The sequence below is a fragment of the Shigella flexneri 2a str. 301 genome, assembly GCF_000006925.2.
GTDB lineage: Bacteria > Pseudomonadota > Gammaproteobacteria > Enterobacterales > Enterobacteriaceae > ECMA0423.
Window position 1 is genome coordinate 945,785 of the sequence record NC_004337.2, and the last position, 18,790, is coordinate 964,574.

13 protein-coding genes, 1 pseudogene and 1 other annotated feature are annotated in these 18,790 nt (G+C 52.2%); of the genes and pseudogenes, 13 read left to right on the top strand and 1 reads right to left on the bottom strand.

Annotated elements, in window-relative coordinates:
• The first annotated feature begins 1 nt into the window (after position 1).
• From rpsA to SF0915, 9 genes and pseudogenes are all read left to right on the top strand, one after another.
• Positions 2–1,675, top strand: a complete 1,674-nt coding sequence (rpsA, locus tag SF0907) for a 30S ribosomal protein S1 (RefSeq protein ID NP_706830.1) — start codon at positions 2–4, stop codon at positions 1,673–1,675.
• Between the two features lie 159 nt (positions 1,676–1,834).
• Positions 1,835–2,119, top strand: coding sequence for an integration host factor subunit beta (gene ihfB / locus SF0908; RefSeq protein ID NP_706831.1), 285 nt, complete (start codon positions 1,835–1,837; stop codon positions 2,117–2,119).
• 129 nt (positions 2,120–2,248) lie between these two features.
• Positions 2,249–4,585 (top strand) — a sequence feature (Similar to Escherichia coli K12 conserved hypothetical protein gi: 1787142 (781 aa). BLAST with identity of 98% in 779 aa. This CDS contains an in-frame stop codon. The sequence has been checked and is believed to be correct.).
• Positions 2,249–4,585: pseudogene (gene ycaI, locus SF0909) on the top strand. (Overlaps the previous feature by 2,337 nt.)
• Positions 4,586–4,621: 36 nt before the next feature.
• Positions 4,622–6,370, top strand: coding sequence for a lipid transporter ATP-binding/permease (gene msbA, locus SF0910; protein NP_706832.1), 1,749 nt, complete (start codon positions 4,622–4,624; stop codon positions 6,368–6,370).
• Entirely contained in the window at positions 6,367–7,353 is a 987-nt protein-coding gene (gene lpxK / locus SF0911; RefSeq protein ID NP_706833.1) for a tetraacyldisaccharide 4'-kinase, read from the top strand. Before msbA ends, lpxK begins: the two co-directional genes overlap by 4 nt.
• A 36-nt stretch (positions 7,354–7,389) precedes the next feature.
• Complete coding sequence (gene ycaQ, locus SF0912) at positions 7,390–8,622, top strand: hypothetical protein (protein NP_706834.1); 1,233 nt, start codon at positions 7,390–7,392, stop codon at positions 8,620–8,622.
• Positions 8,623–8,673: 51 nt separating this feature from the next.
• Positions 8,674–8,856: a hypothetical protein gene (ycaR, locus tag SF0913; RefSeq protein NP_706835.1), complete on the top strand. Its 183-nt coding sequence runs from the start codon at positions 8,674–8,676 to the stop codon at positions 8,854–8,856.
• Positions 8,853–9,599 carry a 3-deoxy-manno-octulosonate cytidylyltransferase gene (gene kdsB, locus SF0914; protein ID NP_706836.1) on the top strand — a complete coding sequence of 249 codons (747 nt, stop codon included), beginning with the start codon at positions 8,853–8,855 and terminating at the stop codon, positions 9,597–9,599. The genes ycaR and kdsB overlap by 4 nt, the downstream gene beginning before the upstream one ends.
• Before the next feature lie 153 nt (positions 9,600–9,752).
• Positions 9,753–10,646 (top strand): hypothetical protein, encoded by an 894-nt coding sequence (locus SF0915; protein NP_706837.1) that lies wholly within the window; start codon positions 9,753–9,755, stop codon positions 10,644–10,646.
• On the opposite strand, the gene ycbC is transcribed toward SF0915, so the two are convergent.
• Positions 10,623–11,402: a hypothetical protein gene (ycbC, locus tag SF0916; RefSeq protein NP_706838.2), complete on the bottom strand. Its 780-nt coding sequence runs from the start codon at positions 11,400–11,402 to the stop codon at positions 10,623–10,625. The genes SF0915 and ycbC overlap by 24 nt on opposite strands.
• A 135-nt stretch (positions 11,403–11,537) precedes the next feature.
• Between ycbC and smtA the strand changes: the two genes are divergently transcribed.
• Genes smtA through mukB form a run of 4 tightly spaced genes read left to right on the top strand, consistent with a single transcriptional unit; the run spans position 11,538 to position 18,787 of the window.
• Positions 11,538–12,323 (top strand): S-adenosyl-L-methionine-dependent methyltransferase, encoded by a 786-nt coding sequence (gene smtA, locus SF0917; protein ID NP_706839.2) that lies wholly within the window; start codon positions 11,538–11,540, stop codon positions 12,321–12,323.
• A complete protein-coding gene (mukF, locus tag SF0918) occupies positions 12,320–13,642 on the top strand; it encodes a condesin subunit F (RefSeq protein ID NP_706840.1) in 1,323 nt (440 codons plus the stop codon). Before smtA ends, mukF begins: the two co-directional genes overlap by 4 nt.
• Positions 13,643–13,649: 7 nt before the next feature.
• Complete coding sequence (gene mukE, locus SF0919; protein NP_706841.2) at positions 13,650–14,327, top strand: condesin subunit E; 678 nt, start codon at positions 13,650–13,652, stop codon at positions 14,325–14,327.
• On the top strand, positions 14,327–18,787 hold the full coding sequence (gene mukB, locus SF0920) for a cell division protein MukB (RefSeq protein NP_706842.1): 4,461 nt from the start codon (positions 14,327–14,329) through the stop codon (positions 18,785–18,787). The genes mukE and mukB overlap by 1 nt, the downstream gene beginning before the upstream one ends.
• Positions 18,788–18,790: the final 3 nt, after the last annotated feature.

Consider the following 18,790-nt stretch of genomic DNA (forward strand, 5'->3'; position numbering starts at 1 on the left):
CATGACTGAATCTTTTGCTCAACTCTTTGAAGAGTCCTTAAAAGAAATCGAAACCCGCCCGGGTTCTATCGTTCGTGGCGTTGTTGTTGCTATCGACAAAGACGTAGTACTGGTTGACGCTGGTCTGAAATCTGAGTCCGCCATCCCGGCTGAGCAGTTCAAAAACGCCCAGGGCGAGCTGGAAATCCAGGTAGGTGACGAAGTTGACGTTGCTCTGGACGCAGTAGAAGACGGCTTCGGTGAAACTCTGCTGTCCCGTGAGAAAGCTAAACGTCACGAAGCCTGGATCACGCTGGAAAAAGCTTACGAAGATGCTGAAACTGTTACCGGTGTTATCAACGGCAAAGTTAAGGGCGGCTTCACTGTTGAGCTGAACGGTATTCGTGCGTTCCTGCCAGGTTCTCTGGTAGACGTTCGTCCGGTGCGTGACACTCTGCACCTGGAAGGCAAAGAGCTTGAATTTAAAGTAATCAAGCTGGATCAGAAGCGCAACAACGTTGTTGTTTCTCGTCGTGCCGTTATCGAATCCGAAAACAGCGCAGAGCGCGATCAGCTGCTGGAAAACCTGCAGGAAGGCATGGAAGTTAAAGGTATCGTTAAGAACCTCACTGACTACGGTGCATTCGTTGATCTGGGCGGCGTTGACGGCCTGCTGCACATCACTGACATGGCCTGGAAACGCGTTAAGCATCCGAGCGAAATCGTCAACGTGGGCGACGAAATCACTGTTAAAGTGCTGAAGTTCGACCGCGAACGTACCCGTGTATCCCTGGGCCTGAAACAGCTGGGCGAAGATCCGTGGGTAGCTATCGCTAAACGTTATCCGGAAGGTACCAAACTGACTGGTCGCGTGACCAACCTGACTGACTACGGCTGCTTCGTTGAAATCGAAGAAGGCGTTGAAGGTCTGGTACACGTTTCCGAAATGGATTGGACCAACAAAAACATCCACCCGTCCAAAGTTGTTAACGTTGGCGATGTAGTGGAAGTTATGGTTCTGGATATCGACGAAGAACGTCGTCGTATCTCCCTGGGTCTGAAACAGTGCAAAGCTAACCCGTGGCAGCAGTTCGCGGAAACCCACAACAAGGGCGACCGTGTTGAAGGTAAAATCAAGTCTATCACTGACTTCGGTATCTTCATCGGCCTGGACGGCGGCATCGACGGCCTGGTTCACCTGTCTGACATCTCCTGGAACGTTGCAGGCGAAGAAGCAGTTCGTGAATACAAAAAAGGCGACGAAATCGCTGCAGTTGTTCTGCAGGTTGACGCAGAACGTGAACGTATCTCCCTGGGCGTTAAACAGCTCGCAGAAGATCCGTTCAACAACTGGGTTGCTCTGAACAAGAAAGGCGCTATCGTAACCGGTAAAGTAACTGCAGTTGACGCTAAAGGCGCAACCGTAGAACTGGCTGACGGCGTTGAAGGTTACCTGCGTGCTTCTGAAGCATCCCGTGACCGCGTTGAAGACGCTACCCTGGTTCTGAGCGTTGGCGACGAAGTTGAAGCTAAATTCACCGGCGTTGATCGTAAAAACCGCGCAATCAGCCTGTCTGTTCGTGCGAAAGACGAAGCTGACGAGAAAGATGCAATCGCAACTGTTAACAAACAGGAAGATGCAAACTTCTCCAACAACGCAATGGCTGAAGCTTTCAAAGCAGCTAAAGGCGAGTAATTCTCTGACTCTTCGGGATTTTTATTCCGAAGTTTGTTGAGTTTACTTGACAGATTGCAGGTTTCGTCCTGTAATCAAGCACTAAGGGCGGCTACGGCCGCCCTTAATCAATGCAGCAACAGCAGCCGCTTAATTTGCCTTTAAGGAACCGGAGGAATCATGACCAAGTCAGAATTGATAGAAAGACTTGCCACCCAGCAATCGCACATTCCCGCCAAGACGGTTGAAGATGCAGTAAAAGAGATGCTGGAGCATATGGCCTCGACTCTTGCGCAGGGCGAGCGTATTGAAATCCGCGGTTTCGGCAGTTTCTCTTTGCACTACCGCGCACCACGTACCGGACGTAATCCGAAGACTGGCGATAAAGTAGAACTGGAAGGAAAATACGTTCCTCACTTTAAACCTGGTAAAGAACTGCGCGATCGCGCCAATATTTACGGTTAAGTTTTTACTCAAACTTGAACGCGAGAAAAGCACCTGTCGGGTGCTTTTTTCAATTCTCTAATCAGGAACTGGAAGCTGCCTCGCAGAGTTTTGAGCAGTTTTCACCCTTTCGTTAAATTCTTCTGAATGTGCCTCGGGGAACGCAAAATTCCCACCAGACAACCGCTCAACAAAGTTGCACACTTTCCATAAACAGGGAGGGGTGCATGAAAATAACGACAGTCGGCGTATGCATAATTTGCGGAATTTTTCCGTTGCTGATTTTGCCCCAATTGCCTAGGACATTAACCCTTGCGTTTCTGACTCTCTTCGCCTGCGTACTGGCATTTATCCCTGTTAAAACCGTCCGTTATATCGCGCTGACGTTGCTGTTTTTCGTTTGGGGCATATTATCAGCAAAGCAAATTTTGTGGGCAGGAGAAACCTTAACTGGCGCGACGCAGGATGCAATTGTTGAGATCACTGCAACTGACGGCATGACCACTCATTACGGTCAAATTACTTATCTACAAGGTCGACGTATATTCCCTGCGCCAGGCCTTGTGCTGTATGGCGAATAACTTCCGCAAGCGGTTTGTGCTGGACAACAATGGTCAATGAAACTCAAAGTTCGTGCAGTTCATGGCCAACTTAATGATGGCGGCTTTGATAGCCAGCGTTATGCCATTGCCCAGCATCAGCCGCTCACCGGCCGTTTTCTGCAGGCAAGTGTCATTGAACCGAATTGTAGCCTGCGTGCACAGTATCTGGCGTCACTACAAACAACGCTGCAACCCTATCCGTGGAATGCGGTTATTCTTGGTTTAGGTATGGGGGAACGGTTATCCGTCCCCAAAGAAATCAAAAATATCATGCGCGATACTGGAACGGCGCATTTAATGGCGATATCGGGATTGCACATCGCTTTTGCGGCGTTGCTGGCTGCCGGACTCATTCGCAGTGGACAAATTTTTCTGCCTGGGCGCTGGATCCACTGGCAAATACCATTAATTGGCGGAATCTGCTGTGCTGCTTTTTATGCCTGGTTGACGGGAATGCAACCTCCTGCATTGCGTACCGTGGTGGCGCTTGCTACGTGGGGAATGCTTAAGTTAAGTGGGCGACAGTGGAGTGGCTGGGATGTATGGATATGTTGTCTGGCGGCAATTTTGCTGATGGATCCTGTTGCCATTCTCTCGCAAAGTTTATGGCTCTCTGCCGCTGCGGTCGCGGCACTGATTTTTTGGTATCAGTGGTTTCCCTGTCCTGAGTGGCAACTGCCGCCGGTATTGCGTGCAGTTGTTTCCCTCATCCATCTGCAACTGGGAATCACACTCCTGCTTATGCCCATGCAAATCGTCATATTTCATGGCATTAGTCTGACCTCGTTTATTGCAAATCTATTTGCAATTCCCTTGGTGACATTTATCACGGTTCCGTTGATCCTCGCCGCGATGGTTGTGCATTTTAGCGGGCCGTTAATCCTGGAACAGGGGTTATGGTTTCTTGCCGACCGGTCTTTGGCTTTACTTTTCTGGGGGTTAAAGAGTTTGCCGGAAGGGTGGATCAACATTGTTGAATGTTGGCAATGGCTATCATTTTCCCCATGGTTCTTACTGGTGGTATGGCGATTAAACGCCTGGCGAACGTTGCCAGCAATGTGTGTGGCTGGAGGCTTGCTGATGTGCTGGCCGCTGTGGCAAAAACCTCGACCTGACGAGTGGCAGCTGTACATGCTTGATGTCGGGCAAGGGCTGGCAATGGTGATAGCCAGAAACGGCAAAGCGATTCTCTATGACACAGGACTGGCCTGAAGGGGATAGTGGGCAACAACTGATTATCCCCTGGCTCCACTGGCATAATCTTGAACCGGAAGGCGTTATTCTGAGCCATGAACATCTGGATCACCGGGGAGGGCTGGATTCAATATTGCATATATGGCCGATGTTATGGATCAGAAGTCCGTTAAACTGGGAACATCATCAGCCCTGTGTGCGTGGCGAAGCGTGGCAGTGGCAAGGATTGCGTTTCAGCGCGCACTGGCCTTTACAAGGTAGCAACGATAAGGGAAATAACCATTCCTGTGTGGTTAAGGTTGATGACGGGACGAATAGCATTCTTCTAACCGGTGATATTGAAGCCCCAGCTGAACAAAAGATGCTAAGCCGTTACTGGCAGCAAGTGCAGGCAACATTGCTTCAGGTACCTCACCATGGCAGTAATACCTCATCATCGTTGCCATTAATTCAGCGAGTGAATGGAAAAGTGGCACTCGCATCGGCATCGCGCTATAACGCATGGCGATTGCCCTCTAACAAAGTTAAGCATCGCTATCAACAGAAAGGATATCAATGGCTTGATACTCCACATCAGGGTCAAGTGACGGTCAATTTTTCAGCACAAGGCTGGCGGATTAGCAGCCTCAGAGAGCAAATTTTACCTCGTTGGTATCATCAGTGGTTTGGCGTGCCAGTGGATAACGGGTAGAATATGCGGCTATTTCAACAAATGCTGGTTTTTTGAATGCATAACGACAAAGATCTCTCTACGTGGCAGACATTCCGCCGACTGTGGCCAACCATTGCGCCTTTCAAAGCGGGTCTGATCGTGGCGGGCGTAGCGTTAATCCTCAACGCAGCCAGCGATACCTTCATGTTATCGCTCCTTAAGCCACTTCTTGATGATGGCTTTGGTAAAACAGATCGCTCCGTGCTGGTGTGGATGCCGCTGGTGGTGATCGGACTGATGATTTTACGTGGTATCACCAGCTATGTCTCCAGCTACTGTATCTCCTGGGTATCAGGAAAGGTGGTAATGACCATGCGTCGCCGCCTGTTTGGTCACATGATGGGAATGCCAGTTTCATTCTTTGACAAACAGTCAACGGGTACGCTGTTGTCACGTATCACCTACGATTCCGAACAGGTTGCTTCTTCTTCTTCCGGCGCACTGATTACTGTTGTGCGTGAAGGTGCGTCGATCATCGGCCTGTTCATCATGATGTTCTATTACAGTTGGCAACTGTCGATCATTTTGATTGTGCTGGCACCGATTGTTTCGATTGCGATTCGCGTAGTATCGAAGCGTTTTCGCAACATCAGTAAAAACATGCAGAACACCATGGGGCAAGTGACCACCAGTGCAGAACAAATGCTGAAGGGCCACAAAGAAGTATTGATTTTCGGTGGTCAGGAAGTGGAAACGAAACGCTTCGATAAAGTCAGTAACCGAATGCGTCTTCAGGGGATGAAAATGGTTTCAGCCTCTTCCATCTCTGATCCGATCATTCAGCTGATCGCCTCTTTGGCGCTGGCGTTTGTTCTGTATGCGGCGAGCTTCCCAAGTGTTATGGATAACCTGACTGCCGGTACGATTACCGTTGTTTTCTCTTCAATGATTGCACTGATGCGTCCGCTGAAATCGCTGACCAACGTTAACGCCCAGTTCCAGCGCGGTATGGCGGCTTGTCAGACGCTGTTTACCATTCTGGACAGTGAGCAGGAGAAAGACGAAGGTAAGCGCGTGATCGAGCGTGCGACTGGCGACGTGGAATTCCGCAATGTCACCTTTACTTATCCGGGACGTGACGTACCCGCATTGCGTAACATCAACCTGAAAATTCCGGCAGGGAAGACGGTTGCTCTGGTTGGACGCTCTGGTTCAGGTAAATCAACCATCGCCAGCCTGATCACGCGTTTTTACGATATTGATGAAGGCGAAATCCTGATGGATGGTCACGATCTGCGCGAGTATACCCTGGCGTCGTTACGTAACCAGGTTGCTCTGGTGTCGCAGAATGTCCATCTGTTTAACGATACGGTTGCTAACAACATTGCTTACGCACGGACTGAACAGTACAGCCGTGAGCAAATTGAAGAAGCGGCGCGGATGGCCTACGCCATGGACTTCATCAATAAGATGGATAACGGTCTCGATACAGTGATTGGTGAAAACGGCGTGCTGCTCTCTGGCGGTCAGCGTCAGCGTATTGCTATCGCTCGAGCCTTGCTGCGTGATAGCCCGATTCTGATTCTGGATGAAGCTACCTCGGCTCTGGATACCGAATCCGAACGTGCGATTCAGGCGGCACTGGATGAGTTGCAGAAAAACCGTACCTCTCTGGTGATTGCCCACCGCTTGTCTACCATTGAAAAGGCAGACGAAATCGTGGTCGTCGAGGATGGTGTCATTGTGGAACGCGGTACGCATAACGATTTGCTTGAGCACCGCGGCGTTTACGCGCAACTTCACAAAATGCAGTTTGGCCAATGATCGAAAAAATCTGGTCTGGTGAATCCCCTTTGTGGCGGCTATTGCTGCCACTCTCCTGGTTGTATGGCCTGGTGAGTGGCGCGATCCGTCTTTGCTATAAACTAAAACTGAAGCGCGCCTGGCGTGCCCCCGTACCGGTTGTCGTGGTTGGTAATCTCACCGCAGGCGGCAACGGAAAAACCCCGGTCGTTGTCTGGCTGGTGGAACAGTTGCAACAGCGCGGTATTCGCGTGGGGGTCGTATCGCGGGGATATGGTGGTAAGGCTGAATCTTATCCGCTGTTATTGTCGGCAGATACCACCACAGCACAGGCGGGTGATGAACCTGTGTTGATTTATCAACGCACTGATGCGCCTGTTGCGGTTTCTCCCGTTCGTTCTGATGCGGTAAAAGCCATTCTGGCGCAACACCCTGATGTGCAGATCATCGTAACCGACGACGGTTTACAGCATTACCGTCTGGCGCGTGATGTGGAAATTGTCGTTATTGATGGTGTGCGTCGCTTTGGCAATGGCTGGTGGTTGCCGGCGGGGCCAATGCGTGAGCGAGCGGGGCGCTTAAAGTCGGTTGATGCGGTAATCGTCAACGGCGGTGTCCCTCGCAGCGGTGAAATCCCCATGCATCTGCTGCCGGGTCAGGCGGTGAATTTACGTACCGGTACGCGTTGTGACGTTGCTCAGCTTGAACATGTAGTGGCGATGGCGGGGATTGGGCATCCGCCGCGCTTTTTTGCCACGCTGAAGATGTGTGGCGTACAACCGGAAAAATGTGTACCGCTGGCCGATCATCAGTCTTTGAACCATGCGGATGTCAGTGCGTTGGTAAGCGCCGGGCAAACGCTGGTAATGACTGAAAAAGATGCGGTGAAATGCCGGGCCTTTGCAGAAGAAAATTGGTGGTATTTGCCTGTAGACGCACAGCTTTCAGGTGATGAACCAGCGAAACTGCTTACGCAACTAACCTCGCTGGCTTCTGGCAACTAGTTACGCCGCGGCAGCGTTCGATTGATGGAGTCATGAATGTCGCTGCCGCACCTCTCCCTTGCTGATGCGCGTAATCTTCACCTTGCCGCACAAGGCCTGTTAAACAAACCCCGCCGTCGAGCGTCGTTGGAGGATATTCCGGCAACGATCTCCCGCATGTCCTTGCTGCAAATCGATACCATCAATATTGTTGCCCGTAGTCCATATCTGGTGCTTTTCAGTCGTCTGGGAAATTATCCTGCCCAGTGGCTGGATGAGTCTCTGGCGCGTGGCGAATTAATGGAATACTGGGCGCATGAAGCCTGCTTTATGCCGCGTAGCGACTTTCGTCTTATTCGCCACCGCATGCTGGCACCTGAAAAAATGGGCTGGAAATACAAAGACGCCTGGATGCAGGAACATGAGGCGGAAATTGCACAGTTAATTCAGCATATTCATGATAAAGGGCCGGTACGTTCAGCCGATTTTGAGCATCCTCGTAAAGGTGCAAGCGGCTGGTGGGAATGGAAGCCGCATAAACGGCATCTGGAAGGTTTATTTACTGCCGGAAAGGTGATGGTGATTGAACGGCGCAACTTCCAGCGCGTTTATGATTTAACCCACCGTGTCATGCCTGACTGGGATGATGAGCGCGATCTCGTTTCGCAAACAGAAGCAGAAATCATCATGCTGGATAACAGTGCGCGTAGCCTGGGAATATTCCGCGAACAGTGGCTGGCAGATTACTATCGGCTGAAACGTCCGGCACTGGCGGCGTGGCGCGAAGCGAGGGCTGAACAGCAGCAAATCATTGCTGTGCATGTTGAAAAATTGGGCAATCTTTGGCTGCATGCTGATTTGCTGCCGCTACTCGAGCGTGCGCTGGCCGGAAAGCTCACTGCAACGCACAGCGCGGTACTTTCGCCTTTTGATCCTGTTGTCTGGGATCGCAAACGCGCAGAGCAGCTTTTTGATTTTAGCTACCGGCTGGAGTGCTATACCCCAGCGCCGAAACGCCAGTATGGCTATTTTGTTCTGCCATTATTACATCGTGGGCAATTAGTTGGGCGAATGGATGCCAAAATGCATCGCCAGACAGGCATCCTTGAAGTTATCTCTCTGTGGTTACAGGAAGGCATTAAACCAACGACAATGCTGCAAAAAGGGTTACGTCAGGCGATTACTGATTTCGCGAGCTGGCAGCAGGCAACGCGGGTGACATTAGGACGCTGCCCGCAAGGTCTCTTTACTGATTGCCGCACTGGCTGGGAAATAGACCCCGTCGCATAAATGATTATGATAAGATTTATGCATTCATAACCCGATCCATCTGGAGGAACTATGGATCATCGTTTGCTTGAAATCATTGCCTGCCCGGTTTGCAACGGAAAACTTTGGTATAACCAGGAAAAACAAGAGCTTATTTGCAAACTGGATAACCTGGCTTTCCCGCTCCGCGATGGCATTCCAGTGTTGCTGGAAACGGAAGCCCGCGTGCTGACTGCTGATGAGAGTAAATCATGAGTTTTGTGGTCATTATTCCCGCGCGCTACGCGTCCACGCGTCTGCCCGGTAAACCATTGGTTGATATTAACGGCAAACCCATGATTGTTCATGTTCTTGAACGCGCGCGTGAATCAGGTGCCGAGCGCATCATCGTGGCAACCGATCATGATGATGTTGCCCGCGCCGTTGAAGCCGCTGGCGGTGAAGTATGTATGACGCGCGCCGATCATCAGTCAGGAACAGAACGTCTGGCGGAAGTTGTCGAAAAATGCGCATTCAGCGACGACACGGTGATCGTTAATGTGCAGGGTGATGAACCGATGATCCCTGCGACAATCATTCGTCAGGTTGCTGATAACCTCGCTCAGCGTCAGGTGGGTATGGCGACTCTGGCGGTGCCAATCCACAATGCGGAAGAAGCGTTTAACCCGAATGCGGTGAAAGTGGTTCTCGACGCTGAAGGGTATGCACTGTACTTCTCACGTGCCACCATTCCTTGGGATCGTGATCGTTTTGCAGAAGGCCTTGAAACCGTTGGCGATAACTTCCTGCGTCATCTTGGTATTTATGGCTACCGTGCAGGCTTTATCCGTCGTTACGTCAACTGGCAGGCAAGTCCGTTAGAACACATCGAAATGTTAGAGCAGCTTCGTGTTCTGTGGTACGGCGAAAAAATCCATGTTGCTGTTGCTCAGGAAGTTCCTGGCACAGGTGTGGATACCCCTGAAGATCTTGAGCGCGTTCGCGCTGAAATGCGCTAATTTCACTTCACGACACTTCAGCCAATTTTGGGAGGAGTGTCGTACCGTTACGATTTTCCTCAATTTTTCTTTTCAACAATTGATCTCATTCAGGTGACATCTTTTATATTGGCGCTCATTATGAAAGCAGTAGCTTTTATGAGGGTAATCTGAATGGAACAGCTGCGTGCCGAATTAAGCCATTTACTGGGCGAAAAACTCAGTCGTATTGAGTGCGTCAATGAAAAAGCGGATACGGCGTTGTGGGCTTTGTATGACAGCCAGGGAAACCCAATGCCGTTAATGGCAAGAAGCTTTAGTACGCCCGGAAAAGCCCGACAACTGGCATGGAAAACCACCATGCTGGCAAGAAGTGGGACTGTCCGTATGCCGACTATTTATGGTGTGATGACGCATGAAGAACACCCCGGCCCTGATGTCCTGCTACTGGAGCGGATGCGTGGTGTTTCGGTGGAGGCACCAGCCCGAACACCAGAACGCTGGGAACAGCTCAAAGACCAAATCGTTGAAGCCTTACTGGCCTGGCACCGTCAGGACAGTCGCGGTTGCGTCGGCGCGGTCGACAATACTCAGGAAAATTTCTGGCCCTCATGGTACCGGCAACATGTTGAAGTGCTATGGACCACGCTCAATCAGTTCAATAACACCGGTCTGACGATGCAGGATAAGCGGATCCTGTTTCGCACTCGCGAATGTCTCCCGGCATTATTTGAAGGCTTTAACGACAATTGTGTGTTGATTCACGGTAACTTCTGTTTACGCAGCATGCTGAAAGATTCGCGCAGCGATCAGTTACTGGCGATGGTCGGGCCGGGACTAATGCTTTGGGCACCGCGAGAATACGAACTGTTCCGACTAATGGATAATTCTCTGGCGGAAGATTTGCTCTGGAGTTACCTGCAACGCGCGCCAGTGGCGGAGTCGTTCATCTGGCGGCGTTGGTTGTATGTGTTATGGGATGAAGTTGCGCAACTGGTTAATACCGGACGATTTAGTCGGCGCAACTTCGATCTGGCATCAAAATCACTCTTGCCGTGGCTCGCCTGACGGACCTTTCAGCCACTGCCAGATGCGGCCAAGCGTTTCATAGCCAACACGATCGCTATGCATCAGCCAGACCGGAGAAGGGATTGCCCGTTCCCACGGATTAAGCGGCGAGTCGATGGCCAACTGATTCGCCGGGGCTGGTAGCGGATTTAACCCTTCCTGCTGAAAAAAGATCATCGCCCGCGGCAGATGTGATGCGGAGGTCACCAGCAGGAAAGGGGCGTCACCAATCGCCTGTTTCACTGCCGCAGCTTCTTCTTCGGTATCTTTTGGCAAATCCAGGGTGATAATTTGCTCGCGCGGTACGCCCAGCGATTGCGCAACTCTGGCACCTACTTCCGCTGTACTCACCGTATTGGTTTTTGCTACGCCTCCCGTGAAGATCAGTTTTGAACCCGGATTTTCGCGCCATAAACGGATACCCTCATTCAGGCGTGGCAGACTGTTATTGATTAAATTAGAGCTCGGTGCCCACTGCGGGTTCCAGGTATAACCACCTCCGAGCACCACGATATAGTCCACTTTTTGCGAATTATTCCATGTCGGATAGGTGCTTTCGATGGGACGCAGCAGGCGGTCGGCTACCGGTTGCAAACTCAATAACAAGAGTGCCAGCCACCCAATGCTAATAAAAATCTTCCCGGTTTTTTGAAAACGGCTAAACCACAGCAGCGCCAGGCCAGCGCCAATAATTAACAACATCAGCGGAAGTGGCAGCAACATATTGCCAATCACTTTTTTCAGTGTAAAAAGCATCCTTTCTGGTTCCTTTTTTAACCATATAGCAAGGGATCGCTAGCGATATTACACCAGACGGGTTCATTCTCGCCGTGGCTGTGACAAAATAGCGTCTTTATCAGAAAACGTCTTAGCCAACCGGTGGAGAAAGCAATGCAGGATCGCAATTTTGATGATATTGCGGAAAAGTTTTCCCGTAACATTTACGGCACCACCAAAGGGCAGCTTCGACAGGCTATTCTGTGGCAGGATCTCGATCGCGTGCTGGCGGAAATGGGCCCGCAAAAACTGCGTGTGCTGGATGCTGGCGGCGGAGAAGGGCAGACCGCAATCAAAATGGCCGAGCGCGGGCATCAGGTTATTTTATGCGATCTTTCTGCGCAGATGATCGACCGCGCAAAACAGGCGGCAGAAGCAAAAGGTGTGAGCGACAACATGCAATTTATACATTGCGCCGCTCAGGATGTTGCTTCGCATTTGGAAACGCCCGTTGATCTGATATTGTTCCATGCGGTGCTCGAGTGGGTGGCCGATCCCCGCAGTGTATTGCAGACCCTGTGGTCAGTGTTGCGTCCAGGCGGAGTGTTGTCGTTAATGTTCTACAATGCGCATGGTTTGTTGATGCATAACATGGTCGCCGGGAATTTTGATTACGTGCAGGCGGGAATGCCGAAAAAGAAAAAACGGACGCTTTCGCCAGATTATCCACGCGACCCGGCGCAGGTTTATCTGTGGCTGGAAGAAGCTGGTTGGCAAATTATGGGTAAGACAGGCGTTCGCGTGTTTCATGATTATCTGCGCGAGAAGTACCAGCAGCGCGACTGCTATGAAGCATTACTTGAATTAGAAACGCGTTATTGCCGTCAGGAACCGTATATTACCCTAGGGCGTTATATTCATGTCACCGCGCGCAAACCGCAGAGCAAGGATAAAGTATGAGTGAATTTTCCCAGACAGTCCCCGAACTGGTTGCCTGGGCCAGAAAAAATGACTTCTCCATCTCGCTGCCGGTAGACCGACTCTCTTTTCTGCTGGCGGTTGCCACGCTGAACGGCGAGCGTCTGGATGGTGAGATGAGTGAAGGCGAGCTGGTGGATGCATTCCGCCATGTGAGTGATGCGTTTGAGCAAACCAGCGAAACCATCGGCGTGCGCGCCAATAACGCGATCAACGACATGGTGCGTCAACGTCTGCTGAACCGCTTTACCAGCGAGCAGGCGGAAGGGAACGCAATTTACCGTCTGACGCCGCTCGGCATCGGCATTACTGACTACTACATCCGTCAGCGCGAGTTTTCTACGCTGCGTCTTTCTATGCAGTTGTCGATTGTGGCGGGTGAGCTCAAACGCGCAGCAGATGCCGCCGAAGAGGGCGGTGATGAATTTCACTGGCACCGTAATGTCTATGCGCCACTGAAATATTCGGTAGCAGAAATTTTCGACAGTATCGACCTGACGCAACGTCTGATGGACGAACAGCAGCAGCAGGTGAAGGACGATATCGCCCAGTTGCTGAACAAAGACTGGCGGGCGGCGATTTCCAGCTGTGAATTGTTGCTTTCGGAAACTTCCGGAACGCTGCGTGAATTGCAGGATACGCTGGAAGCGGCAGGCGACAAATTGCAGGCTAATCTGTTGCGCATTCAGGATGCGACGATGACCCATGACGATCTGCATTTCGTCGATCGTCTGGTGTTCGATCTGCAGAGCAAACTCGATCGTATTATCAGTTGGGGCCAGCAATCCATCGACTTGTGGATTGGCTACGACCGCCACGTACACAAATTTATTCGTACCGCGATCGATATGGATAAAAACCGCGTCTTTGCTCAGCGGTTACGTCAGTCGGTACAAACCTATTTTGATGAGCCGTGGGCGCTAACTTATGCCAATGCCGATCGTCTGCTGGATATGCGTGACGAAGAGATGGCACTGCGCGATGAAGAAGTGACTGGGGAACTTCCTGAGGATCTGGAATACGAAGAGTTTAACGAGATCCGCGAACAGCTGGCGGCGATCATCGAAGAACAACTTGCCGTGTACAAAACTAGACAAGTGCCGCTGGATCTTGGTCTGGTGGTACGCGAATATCTGTCACAGTATCCGCGTGCACGTCACTTTGACGTTGCGCGTATTGTTATTGATCAGGCGGTACGTCTTGGCGTAGCGCAAGCAGATTTCACCGGACTGCCAGCGAAATGGCAGCCGATTAATGATTACGGAGCCAAGGTACAGGCGCATGTCATCGACAAATATTGAACAAGTGATGCCGGTTAAGCTGGCGCAGGCGCTGGCGAATCCGTTATTTCCGGCGCTGGACAGCGCCTTACGTTCAGGCCGCCATATTGGCCTCGACGAACTGGATAATCATGCATTCCTGATGGATTTTCAGGAATATCTGGAAGAGTTTTACGCGCGTTATAACGTTGAGCTTATTCGCGCACCGGAAGGGTTCTTCTATTTACGCCCACGTTCCACCACTCTTATCCCGCGTTCCGTCTTGTCGGAACTGGATATGATGGTCGGGAAAATCCTCTGTTATCTCTATCTCAGCCCGGAACGGCTGGCGAATGAGGGGATTTTCACCCAGCAGGAACTGTACGACGAACTGCTCACCCTGGCCGATGAAGCGAAACTGCTGAAACTGGTGAACAACCGTTCAACCGGTTCAGACGTTGACCGCCAGAAGTTGCAGGAGAAAGTACGTTCTTCGCTCAACCGTCTGCGTCGTTTAGGCATGGTGTGGTTTATGGGCCACGACAGCAGCAAGTTCCGCATTACCGAATCGGTGTTCCGCTTCGGAGCCGATGTGCGTGCTGGCGACGATCCCCGTGAAGCACAGCGTCGCCTGATTCGTGATGGCGAAGCAATGCCGATTGAAAATCATCTGCAACTCAACGATGAAACCGAAGAGAGTCAGCCAGATAGCGGAGAGGAAGAATAATGATTGAACGCGGTAAATTTCGCTCACTGACGCTGATTAACTGGAACGGCTTTTTTGCCCGAACTTTTGACCTTGACGAGCTGGTCACGACGCTTTCCGGCGGTAACGGGGCGGGTAAATCCACCACGATGGCGGCGTTCGTTACGGCGCTGATCCCCGACCTGACCCTGCTGCATTTCCGTAACACTACGGAAGCCGGGGCCACCAGCGGTTCGCGCGATAAAGGTCTGCACGGTAAGCTGAAAGCGGGTGTCTGTTATTCGATGCTCGACACCATTAACTCGCGCCACCAGCGCGTGGTGGTCGGTGTGCGTCTGCAACAGGTTGCCGGACGCGATCGTAAAGTGGATATCAAACCATTTGCCATTCAGGGACTGCCGATGTCGGTGCAGCCGACACAGCTGGTGACCGAAACCCTGAACGAACGCCAGGCGCGCGTGCTGCCGCTTAACGAGCTGAAAGACAAGCTCGAGGCGATGGAAGGCGTGCAGTTTAAACAGTTCAACTCCATTACCGATTACCACTCGCTGATGTTCGATCTGGGCATCATCGCGCGTCGTCTGCGCTCCGCATCTGACCGTAGCAAATTCTATCGTCTGATCGAAGCTTCGCTGTATGGCGGGATCTCCAGTGCCATTACCCGTTCTCTGCGCGACTACCTGTTGCCGGAAAACAGCGGCGTGCGTAAAGCGTTCCAGGACATGGAAGCGGCGCTGCGTGAAAACCGCATGACGCTGGAAGCGATTCGTGTCACCCAGTCGGACCGTGACCTGTTTAAGCATCTGATCAGCGAAGCTACCAACTACGTGGCGGCGGACTACATGCGTCACGCCAACGAGCGCCGTGTCCATCTCGACAAAGCCCTGGAGTTTCGTCGCGAGCTACATACTTCGCGTCAGCAACTGGCGGCTGAGCAGTACAAACACGTCGATATGGCGCGTGAGCTGGCAGAGCACAACGGTGCCGAAGGTGATCTGGAAGCGGATTATCAGGCGGCCAGCGATCACCTGAACCTGGTGCAAACCGCATTGCGTCAGCAGGAGAAGATCGAACGCTACGAAGTGGATCTCGATGAGCTGCAGATCCGTCTGGAAGAGCAAAATGAAGTGGTGGCAGAAGCCATCGAACGCCAGGAAGAGAATGAGGCTCGCGCGGAAGCTGCCGAACTGGAAGTGGACGAGCTGAAAAGCCAGCTTGCTGACTACCAGCAGGCGCTGGACGTCCAGCAAACGCGCGCGATCCAGTATAACCAGGCGATTGCTGCGCTTAATCGTGCCAAAGAACTGTGCCATCTGCCGGACTTAACCGCCGACAGCGCCGCCGAATGGCTGGAAACCTTCCAGGCGAAAGAGCTGGAAGCGACTGAAAAAATGCTCTCTCTTGAGCAGAAAATGAGCATGGCGCAAACCGCGCACAGCCAGTTTGAGCAGGCTTATCAGCTGGTGGTGGCAATCAACGGCCCGCTGGCGCGTAACGAGGCGTGGGATGTCGCTCGCGAACTATTGCGCGAAGGGGTTGATCAGCGTCACCTGGCAGAGCAGGTTCAGCCGTTGCGGATGCGCTTAAGCGAACTGGAACAGCGTCTGCGTGAGCAGCAAGAAGCTGAGCGTCTGCTGGCAGATTTCTGCAAACGTCAGGGCAAGAATTTTGATATTGATGAACTGGAAGCTCTGCATCAGGAGCTGGAAGCACGCATTGCCTCTCTTTCCGATAGCGTATCTAACGCCCGTGAAGAGCGGATGGCACTGCGGCAGGAACAGGAACAGCTGCAGTCTCGCATTCAGAGTTTGATGCAGCGTGCACCGGTTTGGCTGGCAGCGCAAAACAGTCTCAACCAGTTGAGTGAACAGTGCGGCGAAGAGTTCTCCTCCAGCCAGGACGTCACTGAATATCTGCAACAGTTGCTGGAGCGTGAGCGCGAGGCGATTGTTGAACGCGATGAAGTAGGCGCGCGCAAAAACGCCGTCGATGAAGAGATCGAACGTTTAAGCCAGCCTGGCGGCTCTGAAGATCAGCGTCTGAACGCGCTGGCGGAGCGTTTTGGTGGTGTGCTGCTGTCAGAAATTTATGACGACGTTAGCCTGGAAGATGCGCCGTACTTCTCGGCTCTGTATGGCCCGTCACGCCACGCCATCGTGGTGCCAGATCTGTCACAGGTAACCGAACACCTGGAAGGCTTGACCGATTGCCCGGAAGATCTCTATTTGATCGAAGGGGATCCGCAGTCATTCGATGATAGCGTGTTCAGCGTTGATGAGCTGGAAAAAGCGGTGGTGGTGAAAATCGCCGATCGACAGTGGCGTTATTCACGTTTCCCGGAAGTGCCGCTGTTTGGTCGTGCTGCGCGTGAAAGCCGTATTGAAAGCCTCCATGCCGAGCGTGAAGTGCTTTCCGAACGCTTCGCCACGCTCTCCTTTGATGTACAGAAAACCCAGCGTCTGCATCAGGCGTTCAGCCGCTTTATCGGCAGTCATCTGGCGGTGGCGTTTGAGTCTGACCCGGAAGCAGAAATCCGTCAACTGAACAGCCGTCGAGTCGAACTGGAGCGGGCGTTGAGTAATCATGAAAATGATAACCAGCAGCAGCGTATTCAGTTTGAGCAGGCGAAAGAAGGCGTTACGGCGCTGAACCGCATTCTGCCGCGTCTCAACCTGTTGGCTGATGACAGCCTGGCGGATCGCGTCGATGAAATCCGCGAACGTCTGGATGAAGCCCAGGAAGCCGCGCGTTTTGTTCAGCAGTTTGGCAATCAACTGGCGAAACTGGAACCGATCGTTTCGGTATTGCAGAGCGACCCGGAACAGTTCGAACAGTTAAAAGAAGATTACGCGTACTCTCAGCAGATGCAGCGCGATGCCCGTCAGCAAGCGTTTGCCCTGACGGAAGTGGTGCAGCGTCGTGCGCACTTTAGCTATTCTGACTCGGCAGAAATGCTTAGCGGTAACAGCGATCTCAACGAAAAACTGCGTGAACGTCTGGAACAGGCGGAAGCGGAGCGTACCCGCGCTCGCGAAGCGTTGCGCGGTCACGCAGCGCAGTTGAGTCAGTACAACCAGGTGCTGGCTTCGCTGAAAAGTTCTTACGACACCAAAAAAGAGCTACTCAACGATCTGCAACGTGAATTGCAGGATATCGGCGTGCGTGCTGATAGCGGGGCAGAAGAGCGGGCGCGTATTCGCCGTGACGAGCTGCATGCGCAACTGAGCAATAACCGTTCACGCCGCAATCAACTGGAAAAAGCGCTTACCTTCTGCGAAGCGGAGATGGACAACCTGACCCGCAAACTGCGCAAGCTGGAGCGGGATTACTTTGAGATGCGCGAGCAGGTAGTGACCGCCAAAGCGGGCTGGTGTGCGGTGATGCGCATGGTGAAAGATAACGGCGTTGAGCGCCGCTTACACCGTCGTGAGCTGGCTTATCTCTCCGCTGATGATTTGCGTTCCATGTCGGATAAGGCGTTAGGTGCGCTGCGTCTGGCGGTGGCGGATAACGAACATCTGCGCGACGTGCTGCGCATGTCGGAAGATCCGAAACGTCCGGAGCGTAAAATTCAGTTCTTCGTGGCGGTTTATCAGCATCTGCGTGAACGTATTCGTCAGGATATTATTCGTACCGATGATCCGGTGGAAGCTATCGAACAGATGGAGATTGAACTTAGCCGTCTGACCGAAGAATTAACCTCCCGTGAACAGAAACTGGCGATCAGTTCCCGCAGCGTGGCGAACATCATTCGCAAAACCATTCAGCGCGAGCAGAACCGTATCCGTATGCTCAACCAGGGGTTGCAGAACGTATCGTTTGGTCAGGTGAACAGCGTGCGTCTCAACGTGAACGTGCGTGAAACGCACGCCATGCTGCTGGATGTGCTCTCTGAACAGCACGAGCAGCATCAGGATCTGTTTAACAGCAACCGTCTGACCTTCTCGGAAGCGTTGGCGAAATTGTATCAGCGTCTTAATCCGCAGATTGATATGGGGCAGCGCACGCCGCAGACCATTGGCGAAGAACTGCTGGATTACCGCAACTATCTGGAAATGGAAGTTGAGGTTAACCGTGGTTCCGATGGTTGGTTGCGCGCAGAGTCTGGTGCATTGTCGACCGGTGAGGCGATTGGTACCGGTATGTCGATTCTGGTGATGGTGGTACAAAGCTGGGAAGATGAATCTCGCCGCCTGCGCGGTAAAGATATCTCTCCTTGCCGCCTGCTGTTCCTCGATGAAGCAGCGCGACTGGATGCTCGTTCTATCGCCACGCTGTTTGAATTGTGTGAACGTTTGCAAATGCAGCTCATCATCGCAGCGCCGGAAAATATCAGTCCGGAAAAAGGCACCACCTATAAACTGGTACGTAAAGTCTTCCAGAATACCGAACATGTTCACGTCGTCGGCCTGCGAGGATTTGCGCCGCAACTCCCTGAAACGCTTCTAGGAAGAGACGAAGCGCCTTCCCAGGCGAGTTAAAAT

Bases quoted from the DNA above. Each gene is read 5' to 3' on its own strand.
- ycbC (NP_706838.2), bottom strand. From the start codon at position 11,402: ATGCTTTTTACACTGAAAAAAGTGATTGGCAATATGTTGCTGCCACTT.
- mukF (NP_706840.1), top strand. From the start codon at position 12,320: ATGAGTGAATTTTCCCAGACAGTCCCCGAACTGGTTGCCTGGGCCAGA.
- smtA (NP_706839.2), top strand. From the start codon at position 11,538: ATGCAGGATCGCAATTTTGATGATATTGCGGAAAAGTTTTCCCGTAAC.
- mukB (NP_706842.1), top strand. From the start codon at position 14,327: ATGATTGAACGCGGTAAATTTCGCTCACTGACGCTGATTAACTGGAAC.
- SF0915 (NP_706837.1), top strand. From the start codon at position 9,753: ATGGAACAGCTGCGTGCCGAATTAAGCCATTTACTGGGCGAAAAACTC.
- lpxK (NP_706833.1), top strand. From the start codon at position 6,367: ATGATCGAAAAAATCTGGTCTGGTGAATCCCCTTTGTGGCGGCTATTG.
- ihfB (NP_706831.1), top strand. From the start codon at position 1,835: ATGACCAAGTCAGAATTGATAGAAAGACTTGCCACCCAGCAATCGCAC.
- msbA (NP_706832.1), top strand. From the start codon at position 4,622: ATGCATAACGACAAAGATCTCTCTACGTGGCAGACATTCCGCCGACTG.
- rpsA (NP_706830.1), top strand. From the start codon at position 2: ATGACTGAATCTTTTGCTCAACTCTTTGAAGAGTCCTTAAAAGAAATC.
- mukE (NP_706841.2), top strand. From the start codon at position 13,650: ATGCCGGTTAAGCTGGCGCAGGCGCTGGCGAATCCGTTATTTCCGGCG.
- ycaR (NP_706835.1), top strand. From the start codon at position 8,674: ATGGATCATCGTTTGCTTGAAATCATTGCCTGCCCGGTTTGCAACGGA.
- ycaQ (NP_706834.1), top strand. From the start codon at position 7,390: ATGTCGCTGCCGCACCTCTCCCTTGCTGATGCGCGTAATCTTCACCTT.
- kdsB (NP_706836.1), top strand. From the start codon at position 8,853: ATGAGTTTTGTGGTCATTATTCCCGCGCGCTACGCGTCCACGCGTCTG.